The sequence below is a fragment of the Luteibacter pinisoli genome, from assembly GCF_006385595.1.
Lineage (GTDB): Bacteria > Pseudomonadota > Gammaproteobacteria > Xanthomonadales > Rhodanobacteraceae > Luteibacter > Luteibacter pinisoli.
The window spans coordinates 2606085-2620853 of record NZ_CP041046.1 but is presented as its reverse complement, the minus strand read 5'-3'; the positions used below and the strand labels follow the sequence as shown (position 1 = coordinate 2620853).

Sequence of the window (14769 nt, the reverse complement as noted above, 5' to 3'; positions counted from 1 at the left end):
CCCTGTGGGAGCTGGAGGGCCATGGGCAAGAGCAGCGCCAGGCATCGACGCGCCGTGGGCACGCCGTGCGAGGTCCGCTCGCCGGGGGCCGTCCGGCGCATCATGTCAGCACGGCCGGGCTGGTCAGGATGTCCCCGGGAGGGCCAAGCAGCGAGATTTCCATCCAAGCTTCCGTCGGGTCCGTCCGGCTTTTTTCGCGGGGCCCGAACGCTTCAGGCACGCATGCTCCGGAATCGGCATGCCATTCACTCTCAGGCAGGTAAAGCACCTGGTTTGCGGCGGCGTCAACGAGATGGTCAACGGCCCGTCGCGCCTCGTCAGCCGAGTTGAACGGGGTCGCCTGGTAGCGTCCGGTAAACGCGCGCACGAGGTAAAAGCGGCCTGTGGCAAGCCCAGGGGGAGGGGAGGAGCCGCTGCGGCTGTAGACGGTAAATTCGAGGACCGCAAACCAGTAGCCGTTGCAAAACGTGATTGCAGTAAGCCGGTGGACCGTCGTCTGCATGTGCCCGCCCTCGTGATGAAATCGCGCGTCGGTCATCTGCCCTGCGCACCCGCCCCGTTGCTTCACTCCGGCTGTTGCCACAAATGCGCCTCCTCCAGTCGCACTTGATGCAACGATTCATGAGCAAAGCTCCAATCATCCAACGGACCGTCACAGATGACCGGTCAGTTCAACCCCGCTGCCTGGCGACACTACCGGGGCGATGACGGACGCGGGATGGGCCTGTCGAATTTCTGTTATTCCACACCGCGCACGCGAAAGCCTCGTTCAAGTCAAGCAAGTGGGGCAAGGATGATGTAAGCGCTCGTCTCACTGGATTCGTCCGGCCGATGGTTCGGAGCGTCGCGGGTGGATTGACAGCCCTCCATTCTCTGGTACGACTAAAGGCACAACCCGAGGGCATGGAGGCCCGAATGAACCCGCATCTGCAACGGATGCTGTGTGACGCCGCCTGGGATGGCGATGCACGGCTGATTGAAGCGCTCCTCAACGACCCTGACGTCATCCCGGGGGCACACCACTCAACAGCACTCGTGCATGCAGCACACCGTGGGAAAACGCGCTGCGCGGAACTCCTTCTTCCGGTCAGCGACCCCCAGGCCCGCAATGCCGAACCACTCTGGCGCGCAGCACGGTACCGGCGAGCCGCATGTGTTCGCCTGCTTGCCCCGCTCAGTGACACGACTCATTGGGCGCGCTGGCAGTGGGATGAATTGCCATCCGCGATGACTGCGCTGCTCGTTCGCCTTGGCAAGGAAGTCCCTGGTCAGTGACGGCTCGCGGGGCAGGGTGCCGCAGGCGATGCAGCACCGAGGATGACGACCGATTCACCGGCAGCGAGGCGGACCGTCGAGAGGTGATGGTCGCTGATGCGGGCAAGAAGGACGGATGTGCCCATGGGCCGGACGAGGTGCCACGGCGTCGCATCGTCACCCGCACAGGCCAGGGGGTGGCTCTGTGTCGGACCGTTGTTGAGCAGCCCCATCGCGTCAAGCTGACCCTGCTGCCAGGGCAGGACGAACAGGGCCGAGAGCACGAGGATGACCCCGAAGCCGACGGCGATGGATCGGTGTTCGGCGTTGCGGGGGCGCGTGGAAATGACCAGCGTGGCGACCATGCCAAAAAGCAGCGACACGCCAAACGGGAGGGTGATGTCCAGGATGCGCTTGCCCGCTGCCGCCCACGCCGGGTTCACGGAACGAAGCATCAATACGGCGAGAACCGCCACCATCACACCCCAGAAGACCTTGCTGTTGACCACCCAGCCGCCCGGGTGCCGTGCTGCCCAGATGAGGCAGAAGATGGTCGCAAGGGTGACCAGGCTGATGGCGAGCGCCCCGGTCCGCAGCATCGTGGCGTACGGGACAAAGTCCATTGCCCAGCCGGCGCCGAGTGCTTCGAGAAAGGCCTGCAGGTAAAACGCGCCGACAATCGTGGCGATGGCCGATGCTCCGATGAGTCCTGCTCCGATTGCGGGCAGTGCCCTGAGCGAGCGCAAAACGGCATCAATGAGTTCGTCGTGGTCCCGGTAACGTTGCCTGCGTGTCCAGGCGGCGATTCGCGTGTCTTCCCGGGTTTGCCTGCCTTGCATCGTGGGTCCCTCCCTTCGGGGCACGAATATCCCCTCCATGTCAGGAAAGGATATCGACGTCCCGGGCGTCTGGCGAGGGCGTGCCGGACCGAAACACCATCACCCACGGTCAAGAGCGGGTGATGCAGACAAGTGTGCGTGGCGAAAGCCCCGATGCTCGGCGCCGGCCGCGCATGACGCGCGGGACTTTCCAGCGAGGCACAACACCCGATGCGCTACTCGGCAGAACACAAGGCGCGGACCCGTACGCGCATCATCACCAGCGCGTCCCGGGGATTCCGGGAGGAGGGGCTAGAAAACCACACCGTCGTCGCTGTCATGTCGGCGCTTGGCCTGACGACGGGCGGCTTTTTCCACCACTTCGAGTCGAAAGAGGAACTCGCCGCTGAAGCGGTCCGCCACGCCATGGACGAGCGCCGCGAGCGACTCGACGCGCACACCCGGGAAGGGCGGGGAATTGAGGACATCATCCGCACCTACTTCTCCACGGCCCACCGCGACCGCCCCGGCGGCGGCTGCCCGACGGCGGCCATGGCGGCCGACATCGCACGCCACTCGCCCCGTGTGCGCCGCGCCTATGCAGACGGCCTCGATGCACTGCTCGGCACGCTTGCAGACCAATGGCCAGACATGCCCCGGGCCGATGCGGTCTCCCGTGCCACCGCGCTCTACGGGATGATGAGCGGCTGCCTCATGATGAGCCGGGCAACCGGTGACCGGCGCCAGGCCTCGGCCATCCTGGAAGCGGGACTCGCCGGCGCGCTCCACTTCGCGGGCGTTCGGGACTGACCCCGGTGTCGGGCACAGGCACAAGCTTCCGGCTTGTCAGTGCGCCACCGTCGGCCGGCATCCCGCCGGGACGACCCACGTGTAGCTGTCGGCAAATGCGGTTGCACCCGGTGGCCTGACACGGACACGCACCGGTGCGAGACAGTCCGGGAACGCCGTGCGTGGCACGCCTGCGTCCTCACCGTTGATGACCACCCGGTGGAAGGTCCCGACCGCCGATGGCCCGGCAGCGTCGGTCAACCACGCCTCCCACACCGCGCGCGTGATGGGCTTGCCTTGCTCCCGGCCGGCAAAGACGGGGGCAAGAGCTGAGAGCAGTGTTTTCTTTCCCGCCGAGCGTTCGCGGATGGTCGCGTCGAGCGCTGCGAAGTAGAGCATGCCCCGGCCGTAGGGCGTCCGCTGGACGGCAGCGTCGGAAAACGCCGCGCCCTTCATCTTGTCCATCGGCCAGTTGCGGGCACGCGAATCGAGCGCCCATCCGGTCTTTTCCGTCAGCTGTGCGGCACACGCCGCCCATGCGTCGAGGCCGTGCTCGCAACGGATGACGTTCGCCACGTACGTGGCGAGCCCCTCGGAAAACCACCGTTCGTTTGGCGACAGGTGCCCGACCCAGTTGTGGGCCATCTCGTGGAAGAGGACATCATGGATGTAATCCCCCTTCTGGTCGGCGCGGAACGTGCTCCCGAGCGTGACCAGCGCACCACCGCTCTCCGACGTGCCGGTTGCCGGCGACTCGCCTTCGACGGCGCGCAGGAAGAGCCGGTAGCGTGGCATGCCGAGGTAGCCGAACGAAGAAGCAAGGGCAGTGTAGGCGCGCTGGCCGAACGCAAGCAGGTCACCGGCGTCTGCGGGCGGCGCTCCCAGGGCAAAGCCGGCATAAGGCGGCGCGTCGAGGCGGCGTGCGGGGCCAAACAACACCCAGATGCTCTGCAGGTCGTCGATGGTCATCTTGCCTGTTACCGGGAACTCACCCTTCGAGCTCGTTGCAACCGAACCCTTGGCCAGCGCGCTCACGTCGGCGGTCAGCTGGACGTCAAATGTCGCCGTGCTTTCCGGCAGCGCGAGCATGCCGGCCGTCTCCCCGGCAATCCCGCCGCCTGCACCGATGAGGCCAATCGGCGGGCCACCGGCTTCACTGGCCGGTTGCGGGGTGACCGTGTAACGCACCGTCAGCGTGCCATCGACCGCGCGGACTGGCGTCCAGCGGCGAAGCGGCGCGGGCGCGTTGTCGACGTCGGTATGGTTGAGCGGAACATCGCCGGCATCGTCCGTCGCCGCCATGGCATGGAGCGAATCGGCAAGATGCGGCAGGCCGGGGAGGCGGGTCGGAATGGACCATGTCGGTGGCGTGCCCGGGGACACCGTCCAGGATTCTTCCACGTGGACGCTGGTGACCGCGCCATCGGTCACGCTGAAGGAAACATGCGCGCGGAGCGTGTTGCCATCCGGTGCGCCGGCGACGGCACAAAGTGGCCAGAGGAGGAGGGCTGCAAGGAGAATTTTCATCCACCCATTGCAGGTCTGTCATGGCGACAACTCAAGGGGCAAATCTGCGCGATTGGTTTTTTTTTAACGTCCATAAGTCATGGTTCCCCAGGGAATAAGACTTATTCGGCATCAGTGCCGGACCCGCGTCACACATAGCGCCACGTAGGCTCCGGAGAATGCCGCAACCGGCATCCCGCCGTCCCCTCCCAAGGTCCCCATGACACCCCGACCCCTCCGTGGCCGTTTGATGGCCGCGCTTGTTTTGCTGGCAGGTCTCCTGCCGGGTGTATCGCCCGCCCGCACCGTCGACGCCAATTCGCTGACCGGCAAGGTCCTCGTCGGATATCAGACCTGGTTCCGTTGTCCCGGTGACGGGTCCGAAAGCAACAGCTTCGACCACTGGACCAATGACCGTCTCGCCCCGACGGCGTCCAATGTTGTCGTCGACAACTACCCGGACACAGCTGATTATCCGCAAGACGAGCTGTGCCCGACGCCAGCGCTGACCGTCGGCGGAAAGCCGGGTGCGGTGTTCTCCTCGTTCCGGCCGGGGACGGCGATGACGCATTTCAAGTGGATGCACGACTACGACATCGACGGCGCGCTCATTGCCCGCTTCATCTGCTGCGTCGAGCAAAGCCGGCGGGACAACGACACGCCTGAGCGGAACATCATGGCGGCGGCAGAAGCCAACGGCCGCGTCTTCGCCATCGATTACGACCTGACGGGCAACTATGACCCGTACACGGACGAGCAGGCGCTTGCCATCATCGAAGGCGACTGGCTGCATCTGGTCAATGATTTGAAAATCACGCAAAGTCCCGCGTATCTCAAACAGGACGGCCGCCCCCTGGTGGGTCTCTGGGGCCTTGGCTTCAACGACAGCGGCCACCTTCGCCGCCCGGCACTCGCGCAGAAAATCATCGACTGGTTCCACAACACGCAGCATGCCGTCATCCTCGGCGGCGTGGGCTGGAACTGGACCGACCCTGTGGCCAAGGGCCAGCCCGACTGGACGTCGGTCTATGCGTCCATGGACATCATCCACCCCTGGACCGTGGGCGCGTACTCGTCGCTCGGTGACGTCGACGGGTGGAAAAACTACCGGCTCGTCCCCGACATGGCGCGCGTCGCGCAAAACGGCCACGGCCAGAAATACATGCCGCTCATCATGCCGGGTGGGTCGAACTACAACCAGCAGGTCAACTCCGACCACAGCGCGACCCCGCACGGCAATGGACTCCCCCGCCTCGGCGGCCAGTTCCTGTGGCACCAGGCGGCCAACGCACGGGCTGTGGGCGCGGACATGGTCGAGATTGCCATGTTCAACGAGGTCAACGAGGGCACGGCGATGTTCAAGGTCGCAGCGCACCATTCAGATGCGCCCGCCCAGGCCTTCTGGCTGACGCTCGACGCAGACGGGCTCGATTTGCCGTCGGACTGGTATCTGAAGCTCGCGTATGAAATCGGTCGCATGTATCGCGGCGAGACACCGGCGGGCGCGATGCCGACGATGCCTGGCCCGCCGTCTTGCGGTGTCATGCGTGCAGACGACACGTTGGCGGTCGAAGGCACGTTGCTCAGCTGCAACGGAAAGTTTGGCCTCCATCTGCAGTCCGATGGCAACCTGGTCCTCTATTCCCTGACCGGTCCCACCTGGGCGAGCCAGACTGTCGGTGCCCATGCTGCACGCCTGGTGCTCGGCGCCGACGGCAACCTTGTTCTCGTTGATGCCGCAAACGCGGTTCTTTGGTCCACGCATACGGCAGGCACCGCCCCGGCACAGCTTGCCGTCGGCGACGATGGCAACGTCACGCTGGTGCGCGCAGGGGTCGTGCTCTGGCAGACCGGTACCACCGGCCGCTGAGCACACGCCACCGGGTGCAAAACCGGCCAAGGGGCCCACGGCGGCTTGCTGCTACCGTGGGCCCTTCTTGCGGGCGGAGGTGAGGTAGACCCGCTTTGCCGGCAAGGCAAGGCCGATGGTCGTCCCCCCAAGGGTCGAGTCGACAAGCAAAGAACCCCCGCAGTGCATCGCGCGCTCCTTCATGCCGCGAAGGCCGAAGTGGCGTCCCCGTCCCGGGTCGGCGATGATGCCCTTGCCGTCGTCCCGCACGCTGATGCGAAACGCCTTGACGCCATAGTCGACATGCAGATGGATGTTGGGTGCGCCGGCATGACGGAACGCATTGGTGAGCATCTCGCAGACGATGGCCCGGACCTGTCCGCCAACGACCGGATTCATCGGCACCGTTTTGCCTTCGACGCGCCACGTGAATTCCGTCGGCGCCTGCAGGGAAAGTTCACTGGCGGTCTCCAGAAGGGCCGCGACCGGGTAAAAGTCATCCTTGCTCTCGACCCGCACCCGCTCGAGCTGGGTCCGCCCCTCGTCAACACTCCTGCGCGCGTAGTCGGCAAGTGAGGCGAGCTCCCGGCGCTCGTCGTCGTTGCCGATGTGTGTGGCCATCACGTCGAGCTTGAGCACCATCGCCTGCGCGGCCTGCAAGATGGTGTCGTGGATGTCGCGGGCGACAACCTCCCGCTCGTCCATGCGGATGCGAAGCGCGGACGTGACCTGCTGGAGCCGGATGCGCCACGCCCCCCAGAGTGCGAGGACCAGGGCCAGGACGACGAGAAGCCGGAACAGCAGGGTCTCGTAAAAGTGTGCGCGGACCTGCACCAGGACGGCGGCCTCGCTCGTCCAATGTCCGTCCCCGTTTCCGGCCTCGACATGGAACAGGTGCATCCCGGCGGGGAGGGAGGTGTAAAACGCCACGCGTCTTGCACCCACGTTCTGCCAGTCCTCATCGACACCGTCGAGGCGGTAGCGAAAGCGGATGGACGCCGGGTCACCAAGCGCGGGGGAGGTGTAGTCGACCTGCATGTCGCGCGAAGGACCGATGGGAAGCGGACCGCTGCCAACCAATGCGCGCCCGCCGCTCGACACCCCGAGAATCTTCACCGGCGGCGCCGATGCGGCCGGGGCCACCCGCGCGGGGTCGATGGAGGCGACCGAAGCGGTGTTTTGAACCCAGAGGCGGCCTCTGTCATCGAGTCTGAGCGACGGGAACGCGTAGATGACCGACGGCGAGCCGATGACGCCATCGGCGGCGGAAAACCAGCGGGCGGGCAGGGCGTCGCTTGTGGCGCGCTCCGCCGTTGCCACGTCGCCGGGGTCAACCCGTGCGAGTCCTTCGAGGGCATGGACCCAGAGGGCGCCAGTGCGGTCAAAGACAAGGCCCGTCACATCGAGGGTTGGGTGGTCCTTGAGGGTCACCCGCGCGAAATGCCCGTTGTCGAGCACATTGATGCCGTCACTGCCGGCGACCCAGAGCATGTCATTGTGGAAGGCGACCACCCTCACCATGCCGACGGACAGTCCGCTCCGGCTGTCGTAGGTCACGGAAACCCCCGTGCCCCACTTGAGGAGATGGTTGTCACGACCACCCACCCACATGCCGCCGTCAGGCGCGGGTGTGAGTGACTTCGCGCCATAGGGTGTGGGAATGGACGACCAGGTTGTTCCATTGAGGACAGCGACAGCACTCCGGTCGGCGTCCTCGAACGCGTACGTGCGGCCCTCGTTGTCGCGTGCGATGGCGCCGACGAAATCGTCAAAGGGCAGGGATGCAATTTGCCTGACCTGCCCGTCACGGCCTTCGAAGAGGGTCTTCGGTGAGGCAGCGAGAACGGTGTCACCTGTGGGAAAGAGGGCGAGCGCCATCTTCGGCACGGCCGTCATCACGGGGATGGTTTTGGCGCCGAGCCAGGTCAGGGGAAGATTCTCACTGCCAAGCCACACGCCGTTTCCGGTCGGCGCAACGGCGACCGTATGCATCCCGTTGGGGATGACGAGGCGCGTGAACGGGGTCTGGCGGAACCGGTCGAGGCCCCCCTGGGTGCCGACCCAGATGTTGCCTTCGCGGTCTTCGAGGGTCGCGTACGTGTACGCGGCCGTCAGTCCGCCGTCGTGGTCCATCGTTTCTCCGGGCAACGGTTCCGTGGGGAGCGCCGGGTAGTAACGGACACCGGAACCACGGGTGGCGAGCCACACGTGGCCGCGCCGGTCGATGACCGACTCCCCCGCCGATACGGGCAGGACATAAGGTCGCGCGGTCGCCTTGTCGCCTTCGATGTCGTACAGGTGAACGCCATCCCGCGCACTGACGAGCAGGATGCCCCGTGCATCGAACGTTGCATGGTTGACCTTGTCGACGACAGGACCCCGGTCCTCGAACCCTTTGCCGCCCTGGCGGAGGACCGCCATCCGCCCGCCGCGCCCCATCCAGACATTGCCCTGCCTCGGGTCGACCGCAACGAACGATATGCGGGGTGCCGAGGAGAACTCGGCAGCGTGCCGGATGGTGCCGTGGTCCAAGACATCGACCGAGCTGACCGAGAACATCCAGAGCTGGCCGTGGTAGGTGCCTGCAAGCGACGACGACCCGGGTGCGATGTCCTTGCTGTAGTGCGTCAGGTGCCCGTCTTTGAGGACGCTCAGGCCCAGTCGCATGTAGGTCATGGCAAGGCTCCCGTCGGGAAGCGCCTGGAGGCTGTTGAGCTGCCCCGACGACAACGCCTCCCCGGGTGCCGGGATGAACGGGCGAAACGTCGTGCCGTCGTAAAACGTCAGGCCGCGCTCGCCAGCGAGCCACAGCAAGCCGTCAGTGGTCTGCGCGATGGCGGCGACTTCCTTGGGGACATCGTCGCGGGCGGCAAATGCGGTGTGCTCGAAGGTGCCGAGCGCAACGTCCGGTGACATGGCGACGCCAGACCCTTCGCGGCTGTACGCCGGGAGTACGGGACAGGCCGCGATGGCGCACACGACAAACAGCATTCGCCGCAGACTCCGCACGCCCGTCTCCCTCGCTCGTTACCTCCACATTAACACCGCTCCCACGCCGGTCTTGTCCGATTGCGCGGCTGTGTTCCATTCCTGCGGGAAGCCTTGCCAGCGTGCGGATGCCCGATGCAGCTTTCTCACAATGGAGGTCAAGCGCGCCGGAAAGAGACAAGTTTGCATGAGCGGTTCGTGGGATACGACCCGGTCGCCTCCGACGGCTGCGTAGTTGTGGTGCGCGGGGGCACTGTGGCCACGACAGATGAGGATGTGCAATGCCCGTTTCACCCATGCGGTCCGTCTTTGCCGTCTTCGCGGCGCTTTTCCTCACGGTCGCCCCCTTCGCTGATGCGACAGCGGGGAGCGCGACGCACCGCTTCGTCCACGTCGCGCTCGACAAGGCGATGACAAAGACGTCCGGTCGGCTTCTCATCTTTGCCGAGCCACTCGACAAGGCGCGCGCGGCGGCAAAGGGCGGTGACATCGATGAGGTCGACCTCGACCTGTTCCGCCCGACGGACGTGACCATCATGGCCCGCGAGGTCACCTCCCTCGCACCGGGGCAGGGCGTGGATGTCGATGGGGATGACCTTGTCTGGCCGGCGGGTCTCTCGACGCTCTCCGGCGACATCGTTCTCCAGGCGGTCCTCGATGTCGGCCATGAGTACAGCTACACGGGCAGGAAGTCGGGGGACCTCTTGAGCGATGTGCAGACGGTGCATCTTGCACCCGGGACGCCCCTTCCCACACTTTCACTGACCCACGCGGTCCCCCCGCGCGACCCCTGGCACATCCCGGGCTCGGCGCCGAAGGTGGCGAAGGATGCCGTCGACGAGGCGAAGGAACACACCCGTGCGGAACGCTTCAACAGTCCGTTATTGTCGGCCTTCGCCGGGCATGCGGTGTCCATCCGCGCCTGGGTGCTCACCCCGCCGGGCTATGACGCCAGTGCAACAACCCGCTATCCGACCGTCTACTACACGCACGGCTTCGGGGCCGGGTTCGAGCGCTTTGCAACCACCATTGCCATCGTCTGGGATGCAATGAAGACGCGGGCGATGCCACCGATGATTTGGGTCTTCCTCGACGAATCGGGCCCGACCGGCACTCACGAGTTTGCCGACTCGGTCAACAACGGGCCCTGGGGCGCGGCATTGACGGGTGAGTACATCCCCATGCTCGAAACAAAGTACCGCATGGACGGCAAAGCCAGTGGGCGTTTCCTCAATGGTCACTCGTCCGGTGGGTGGGCGACGCTGTGGCTCCAGACCCGTTACCCGGCACTCTTTGGCGGGACGTGGTCCACATCACCGGACCCGTCGGATTTCCACGACTTCACCGGCATCGACCTCTACGCCCCGGGGGCCAACGCCTACCACGCGCAGGACGGGACCCCCGTCCCGCTCATGCGGGCCAGCGGCCGCGTGGTTGCGACGTTTGAGACCTTTGCCCGCATCGAGCGTGTGCTCGGCGACTTTGGTGGACAGCTTGCATCGTTCGAATGGGTGTTCTCCCCCAAAGGACCGGATGGGCGCCCCATGCCGCTCTTCAACCGGGACACCGGTGCGGTCGAGGCAAACGTCGCGGCCTACTGGCGCGAGCACTACGACATTGCGGAGCGCCTCCGCCGCCACTGGCCGGAGCTCAAAGGCGACCTCGACGGCAAAATCCACGTCATTGTCGGCACCAACGACACGTGTTACCTCGACGGTCCGGTCCATCGGCTGAAAGACACCCTCGACGGCCTCGGTGCACGGAGCGACATCCGCTTTTTGCCGGGCAAGACCCATTTTGACCTCTATACGGCAGGGGACGACAGATACGCTCTGCTCAAGGCCATCAGCTGGGAGATGTATGCTCTCGCGCGGCCTGGCGCCCGCCGCCCCTCCCCAGCGCAGGACAGCACGTCGAGATGACCGACCCACAAACCATGCCTCATTCGCCCGATGAGCCGGACGGCGTCATGTTCGAGCACGTCCGTTCGGGTCTTCGTGCGTCCGTGACGGTCGAATCCATTGGGTCCTCGTTTCCCGACGACGGCCAGGCCATCGCCATCACTGTCCGTGCCGCCCATCCGCCGGACGGGGACATGGCCACCGCCATGATGCTCAAGGTCGACTGGCAGGCGCCAAACGACTTTGATGAGGGCGCTGCGCTGCTTGGTGCAGGCCGCATCGAGGTCGAGGAAGCATTTCGGGGGCATGGCATCGGCACACTCGCCGCCGCAGTCGCCATCGAGTGGCTCCGGTCACTTCCGAGTGTCCCGCTGTCAAACATCATTCTTGCCCCGGAAGATGCCACCGAAGACAACATCGCCCGCCGCCGCAGGTTCTACGAGAAGATGGGCATCCGCTTTTCCTGGGTCGAAGAGGGCGTTGAGGGCCAGGCCACGCGCATGGCGACCCACGACCTCGTTGCCAACCTGTCCAGCTGGCTCGAACGGTGATGATTCCACGGACGGTCCATCGCTGACGCGCCCATCCATTCCCCCACGGCATGATTGAAATTCCTTCCCGCCCATACCCACGTGTGGCGTGCAATGGAATCCTCCGCATGTTGCGAACCAATCCGGTTTGCCCGTAAGGAAGTCCATGTCGCTCACGTTGTTTGACATCACCATCCCCGTCCTCCTGCGCGGCCTCGACCGTGTCGACAACTACCTCAAGATTGCCGAGGCACATTGCGAGGAACTCGGCTTTGACCCTGCCGTCCTCATCCAGGCACGCCTTGCCCCCGACATGCTCACCCTGGCCGGCCAGGTGCAGCGCGCCAGTGACACGTCCAAGGGATGCGCCGCACGGCTCTCCGGAAAAACCGCACCGGTGATGGGTGACACGGAGTCGACCTTCGCTGAACTCTTCGCGCGCGTCGACAACACCCGGTGGTTCATTCGTTCGGTGTCGGCCGATGACATGGCACAGGCCGAGGAAAAAACCATCCAGATGAGTTATCGCAGTGTCGATGGGGAACTCGACGCGAAGACGTACGTCCTGACCGTGGTCCTGCCAAACTTCTTCTTCCACATCTCCACCCTCCACGGCATCCTCCGTGCGCGGGGTCTTGAGATTGGCAAGCGCGACTACTTCGGACCGCTGTCGTACATCCAGTCGGCCTGAGTCCCGACATCCATGGCCCGGTCAATCGCCTCTGACAGGGTGCGGATGGCGGCGACAAAGCGCCGGTCCGGCGTTGAGCCCGGCGGGCCGAGCAGACCAAAGAGCTCGCCTGCGGCGTGACCGACATCAGGCAGGTCGCGGCAAAGGGAGAGTGTTGTGATGAGGCACGTGCGAAAGCGTGCCTCATCCAAATCCCCGTCGAGCACGGCTTCGATAATGGCCACCGCTTCCTGGATGATGGGGGCGAGGGGCAGGGGTCGTGTGTGGACCTGGGTGGCGGACATGGTCTTCCTCCGGTGGCATGGAGCAAAGCTTCTGCCGGCGCGTGTCCCTGTGCTTGCGCAAATCGCCGTGGCTGGACTTACCGGTCAGCCGAACGCCGAGAGGCCAAGGCGTGTGGCCGGACGCGCACCGATGCGCTCGACCCATTCACCAAGCGCCGGGTGCGCGTCGAAGTCGACCGCACCGGCATTGGCGCGAACGAGCACGAAGGCGGCGATGTCGGCGATGGAAAACTGTGTCCCGCCCATCCAGGGTGTGCGCCGCAGGAATGCTTCAGCGTCCCGGATGCGCACGCCGACGAGCTCGTCGAGATGTGCTGCAGCGTCCGTCATGCCGTGTTGGCGGAGCGCAAATCCGGCGTGCGACGGACCCATGACGTCGGTGAGGAAGTAAAAGAACCGCTCGAGTGAAACGGCCGCGTCGCGCGGGTTCGGGGACATCAGGCGGCCACCACTCCGGCGCGCGACTTCGAGCATGATGGCCGCAGACTGGGTAAGCACCCAGGGACCGTGCCCGTCATCGATGACCATGGCAGGCACCTTGCCAAGCGGATTGATGGCAAGGAACGGGGCGCGCCGGTGTTCGCCGTCGCCGAGCTTGACGGGTATTGCACGGAAGGGCAGGCCGGACTCGGCAAGGGCGAGTGAGGCGCGGAGGCTGTTGCCGGTGCGGGCACCGTGGAGGTCGAGTGCGGACATCATCTTTCCCGAAGGCGGGTTGTGGAAAAAGCATCGCGGTCCATCAGCACCGGAAATTGCCTTGACGCGTGCGATTTGACGCCATGGCACGAAACCGGTTGTTTTTTTGGACGAAACGCCCCGTTCGGGTGATTGCATCCGGTCGGGGCGCGCAATATCGTGGTGGGGTTGTCGGTCGACAGGGCTTGCGATGGAAGTGGTTTGCCACAGCATGGCGCTGACCCAGGCCGCCCGCCGCGTCGAGGTGCTCTATGACCAGGCCCTCGCGCCCACGGGCCTGCGCGCCGCGCAGTACCAGCTGCTTGCCACCATCGCCGCCATCGGGCCCATCGAACTCTCCGCCCTCGCCCGCGTCATGGTCCTCGACCGGCGCCCGCTCGCCGCTCAATTGCGCCCGCTCGTCGATGACGGACTCGTGGTCTACGCCGATGCCGAGCGGCGCACGCGCGTTGTCTCGGTAACCACGCGTGGCAAGCGCCTTGCCCGCCGGGGTGAGCGCCTCTGGCAGTCCGCCCAGGCGCACTTCGAATCGGCCATCGGCCCCGCCCGCGCGAATGCACTGCGGGCCCGTCTGCACGACGTCATTCACGCCGATTTGGGAACCGTTTGAGAAGAGCGGTCCAGCGCCCGGCGTAGGCGTCGCGCGCCCGCACCTGCACGCCGACGGTCGTCCCGTTGGGGCTGCTTTCGACAAACAGGACGCCCCCGATGAGTTCGGCACGCTCCCGCATGCCACGAAGGCCAAAGCGCCCGGGCGTTTCTCCCCGGGCCGCCCCGGGACTCATGCCGCACCCGTCATCGGTGACGGTAAGCATCAGGGAGCGTGGACCGAACGCAAGATGGGCCGTGACCAGGGTCGCCCCCGCATGAGCTGCAGCATTGCTCACGCATTCCTGGGCGATAAGGAGGAGCTCGGCGGTGACATCGGGACTGACCTTTCGCACCTCACCGCTGACGCACAGTTGCATGTCGAGCCCCGTGGTCTGCATCCACTCGCCGAGCCGCCGTCCGAGAACATCCGCAAGCGGGCCATCGGCAAGGGGCGTGCGCAGGTGCTCGATGCGTGCGCGCGCCTCGTCGAGCGACGCCTCGGCGGCGATGACCAGATGGTCGAGCGCGGCATCGCGCTGCGCGCTGTGTCCGCGCCGCGCGTTGTCGATACCGAGGATGAGCGCCTGGATGTCCTGGACCAGCCCGTCATGGAGCTCGCGGGCAATGCGGATGCGCTCTTCGCGCTGCGCGATGCGCACTTGCCGCTTTGCACCCCGTCGGATGTGCAAAACGAGGCCGGCATTGGCAACAAGGACGAAAAGCCACGACATGGCCGAAGGTGAAAAGGGAGGCATGGAAAAATCGGGTGCGGGCCGGCCCTAGAGAGTGGGGCCATTTCGCCCTCTGACTGATTCCCTGGGCGAATGATTGATATGCGCTGCGAAGGGTGGTGGTCGGTGGGCATCTGGTGC

Annotated in this window: 14 protein-coding genes; 7 read left to right on the top strand and 7 right to left on the bottom strand. The window is 65.5% G+C overall.

All coding sequences use genetic code 11. The features are described from left to right. Window positions 1-100 precede the first annotated feature (100 nt). On the bottom strand, window positions 101-502 hold the full coding sequence (locus FIV34_RS11885; RefSeq protein WP_139983005.1) for a hypothetical protein: 402 nt from the start codon (window positions 500-502) through the stop codon (window positions 101-103). A gap of 413 nt (window positions 503-915) precedes the next feature. Here FIV34_RS11885 and FIV34_RS11880 point away from each other — a divergent pair, with 413 nt between their 5' ends. After that, complete coding sequence (locus FIV34_RS11880; protein WP_170207609.1) at window positions 916-1275, top strand: ankyrin repeat domain-containing protein; 360 nt, start codon at window positions 916-918, stop codon at window positions 1273-1275. On the opposite strand, the gene FIV34_RS11875 is transcribed toward FIV34_RS11880, so the two are convergent. Then, window positions 1269-2093, bottom strand: coding sequence for a hypothetical protein (locus FIV34_RS11875; RefSeq protein ID WP_139983001.1), 825 nt, complete (start codon window positions 2091-2093; stop codon window positions 1269-1271). The two genes, FIV34_RS11880 and FIV34_RS11875, sit on opposite strands and share 7 nt — an antisense overlap. 210 nt (window positions 2094-2303) lie before the next feature. Here FIV34_RS11875 and FIV34_RS11870 point away from each other — a divergent pair, with 210 nt between their 5' ends. Beyond that, window positions 2304-2882 carry a TetR/AcrR family transcriptional regulator gene (locus FIV34_RS11870; RefSeq protein ID WP_139982999.1) on the top strand — a complete coding sequence of 193 codons (579 nt, stop codon included), beginning with the start codon at window positions 2304-2306 and terminating at the stop codon, window positions 2880-2882. Window positions 2883-2918: 36 nt separating this feature from the next. Here the strand turns inward: FIV34_RS11870 and FIV34_RS11865 are convergent, their stop codons facing one another. Further along, complete coding sequence (locus tag FIV34_RS11865; protein ID WP_139982997.1) at window positions 2919-4388, bottom strand: hypothetical protein; 1470 nt, start codon at window positions 4386-4388, stop codon at window positions 2919-2921. Between the two features lie 229 nt (window positions 4389-4617). Between FIV34_RS11865 and FIV34_RS11860 the strand changes: the two genes are divergently transcribed. Further along, a complete protein-coding gene (locus FIV34_RS11860) occupies window positions 4618-6237 on the top strand; it encodes a hypothetical protein (RefSeq protein WP_170207608.1) in 1620 nt (539 codons plus the stop codon). A 51-nt stretch (window positions 6238-6288) separates the two neighbouring features. Here FIV34_RS11860 and FIV34_RS11855 read toward each other — a convergent pair whose 3' ends face one another. Continuing rightward, window positions 6289-9132: a sensor histidine kinase gene (locus tag FIV34_RS11855; RefSeq protein ID WP_170207607.1), complete on the bottom strand. Its 2844-nt coding sequence runs from the start codon at window positions 9130-9132 to the stop codon at window positions 6289-6291. Window positions 9133-9485: 353 nt separating this feature from the next. Between FIV34_RS11855 and FIV34_RS11850 the strand changes: the two genes are divergently transcribed. The 3 genes from FIV34_RS11850 to FIV34_RS11840 all read left to right on the top strand — a co-directional run bounded on the left by FIV34_RS11850 (window position 9486) and on the right by FIV34_RS11840 (window position 12326). Next, window positions 9486-11126 carry an alpha/beta hydrolase gene (locus FIV34_RS11850; protein ID WP_246058605.1) on the top strand — a complete coding sequence of 547 codons (1641 nt, stop codon included), beginning with the start codon at window positions 9486-9488 and terminating at the stop codon, window positions 11124-11126. Next, window positions 11123-11656: a GNAT family N-acetyltransferase gene (locus FIV34_RS11845; protein WP_139982991.1), complete on the top strand. Its 534-nt coding sequence runs from the start codon at window positions 11123-11125 to the stop codon at window positions 11654-11656. The genes FIV34_RS11850 and FIV34_RS11845 overlap by 4 nt, the downstream gene beginning before the upstream one ends. Window positions 11657-11801: 145 nt before the next feature. Further along, the gene (locus FIV34_RS11840; protein ID WP_139982989.1) at window positions 11802-12326 is read left to right on the top strand and encodes a DUF1993 domain-containing protein; all 525 of its coding nucleotides are present in this window, start codon (window positions 11802-11804) and stop codon (window positions 12324-12326) included. Here FIV34_RS11840 and FIV34_RS11835 read toward each other — a convergent pair. Beyond that, window positions 12290-12610 (bottom strand): hypothetical protein, encoded by a 321-nt coding sequence (locus FIV34_RS11835; protein ID WP_139982987.1) that lies wholly within the window; start codon window positions 12608-12610, stop codon window positions 12290-12292. The genes FIV34_RS11840 and FIV34_RS11835 overlap by 37 nt on opposite strands. Window positions 12611-12694: 84 nt before the next feature. Next, window positions 12695-13519 carry a glutathione S-transferase family protein gene (locus tag FIV34_RS11830; protein ID WP_139982985.1) on the bottom strand — a complete coding sequence of 275 codons (825 nt, stop codon included), beginning with the start codon at window positions 13517-13519 and terminating at the stop codon, window positions 12695-12697. On the opposite strand from FIV34_RS11830, the gene FIV34_RS11825 reads away from it, so the two are divergent. Beyond that, window positions 13497-13916, top strand: coding sequence for a MarR family winged helix-turn-helix transcriptional regulator (locus FIV34_RS11825; RefSeq protein WP_139982983.1), 420 nt, complete (start codon window positions 13497-13499; stop codon window positions 13914-13916). The two genes, FIV34_RS11830 and FIV34_RS11825, sit on opposite strands and share 23 nt — an antisense overlap. Here FIV34_RS11825 and FIV34_RS11820 read toward each other — a convergent pair. Next, window positions 13888-14556 (bottom strand): sensor histidine kinase, encoded by a 669-nt coding sequence (locus FIV34_RS11820; RefSeq protein ID WP_170207606.1) that lies wholly within the window; start codon window positions 14554-14556, stop codon window positions 13888-13890. The genes FIV34_RS11825 and FIV34_RS11820 overlap by 29 nt on opposite strands. Between the last annotated feature and the right edge of the window lie 213 nt (window positions 14557-14769).